The sequence below is a fragment of the Leisingera sp. F5 genome (genome assembly GCF_001593695.1).
Genome location: NZ_LUKH01000683.1, coordinates 1 through 1,857 on the forward strand (window position 1 = coordinate 1; position 1,857 = coordinate 1,857).

2 protein-coding genes and 1 pseudogene are annotated in these 1,857 nt (G+C 61.5%); all 3 read left to right on the top strand.

All coding sequences use genetic code 11. The features are described from left to right. Positions 1 to 534 (top strand): 5-formyltetrahydrofolate cyclo-ligase (locus A2I95_RS34755; RefSeq protein ID WP_291737122.1); only part of this gene is annotated, 534 nt, incomplete at its 5' end. A 114-nt stretch (positions 535 to 648) separates the two neighbouring features. Then, positions 649 to 1,461: a TIGR00282 family metallophosphoesterase gene (locus A2I95_RS34760; protein ID WP_027259487.1), complete on the top strand. Its 813-nt coding sequence runs from the start codon at positions 649 to 651 to the stop codon at positions 1,459 to 1,461. Between the two features lie 209 nt (positions 1,462 to 1,670). Further along, positions 1,671 to 1,857 (top strand): annotated as a pseudogene (locus A2I95_RS34765) (SLC13 family permease); the annotation flags it as partial.

Sequence of the window (1,857 nt, forward strand, 5' to 3'; positions counted from 1 at the left end):
GCCCGCAAGGCCGCCTTTGCCCGCCGCAAGGAAGCGCATGCCCGCAATGTTCCAGGTGCCGCAGGCGGTCTGTCCGAGGTGCTGGCCGGCTACCGCGGTGTGCCGTTGTCTGGCTTTCTGCCGATCCGGACAGAAATCGACCCGGTGCCCGCAATGGCCGAAGCCGCCGCGCACGGGCCTGTGGGCGTACCGGTGATCATGGGGGCAGGGCAGCCGCTGAGATTCAGCCGCTGGCAGCCCGAAGGCCCGCTGCGCGACGGCCCCTTTGGAGCCATGGTTCCCGAAACGGATGATTTTTTCGAACCTGAGATCCTGATCGTGCCGCTGGTTGCCTTTGATGCCAAGGGCGGGCGTTTGGGGTACGGCGGCGGCTTCTATGATCGCACGCTGGAACTGCTGCGCGGCAAACGGGCGACGCTGGCGATTGGCTTTGCTTTTGACGCGCAAGAGGCCGAAGACTTGCCGCTGGAACCCACCGACCAGCCGCTCGATATGCTGGTGACCGAAAGCCGGATCCTGCAATTCAGCCGCTGACGCAGGCCAAGCAGCCAAGATTTTGTGGAAAAATCTTGGCAGAACTTTTCAGAAAAGTTTTGCACGCCTGCCGCGGGCCTTGTTCTGCCGGGCGCAACGGCGTACCACGCGCACATGCGAATTTTGTTTCTAGGCGATGTGATGGGCCGCGCGGGGCGCAGTGCCATTTCTGATAATCTGCGGCGATTGCGCCAGGACTGGCGGCTCGATTTTGTTGTGGTGAATGGCGAGAATGCCTCCAACGGCATGGGGCTGAGCGGCGAGCACGCCAAGCTGCTGCTGGACGCGGGGGTCGATTGTCTGACATTGGGCGACCATGCCTTTGACCAGAAAGACATGCTGCAGTTCATCGAAAAGGAACAGCGCATTATCCGGCCGCTGAACTTTGCCAAAGGTGCGCCGGGCCGCGGCTACCGGCTGTTCCAGGCGCCGGGCGGACGCAAGGTGCTGGTGGTGCAGGTGCTGGGTCAGGTGTTCATGAAACGCGCATTCGATGATCCCTTCGGCGCGGTCGAGGCGGTGCTGAAATCGCATCCCCGCGGCGGGCTGGCACAGGCGATCATCGTCGATATGCATTGCGAGGCCACTTCCGAGAAGATGGCAATGGGCCACTTTTGCAATGGTCGCGCCTCGCTGGTGGTGGGGACCCATACCCATGTGCCGACAGCGGATGCGCAGATCCTGTCCGAAGGCACCGGCTATCTCACCGATGCCGGGATGTGCGGCGACTACAATTCGGTTATTGGGATGGACAAAGCCGAGCCGATGCGCCGCTTCCTGACTGGAATGCCCAAGGCCCGTTTTACCCCCGCAAATGGTGCGGCTACCCTTTCCGGCGTATTTGTCGAGACCGACGACCGAACGGGTGCTGCCAAGCAGATTCGCATGGTGCGCAATGGCGGCTTGCTGCAGGAAGCCGCCCCTTAAGGCCGCGCCCCTGCGCAATGCAGCCTGGGGCGGGATGATTTGCCGTTGCAGCCGCGATTTTCCGCATAAATTCCCGAATCCAGGCCCTCGAAACTTTGCTGATGCGGAAATTCTTGCTCAGGCGAAAGGTTTCAGGGAAACTGCGCGATGGCGAAGCGTGCAGCAGCACGCTAAATCCGCCTGAAACTATATGGACATCATCACGGTAAATGCAGTTCTTCCAACTAGGTGAAACCGGCAGCGCGGTCCTGGCGATTGCCATTGTCCTGGCCATGTTTGTGGCTTTCCTGCGCGAAACCTATCCCACCGAAGTTGTGGCGCTGACCGGCGTTGCGGCAATGCTGGCCACCGGCGTTCTGCCCTACAATCAGGCGCTGCCGGTGCTGTCCAACCCGG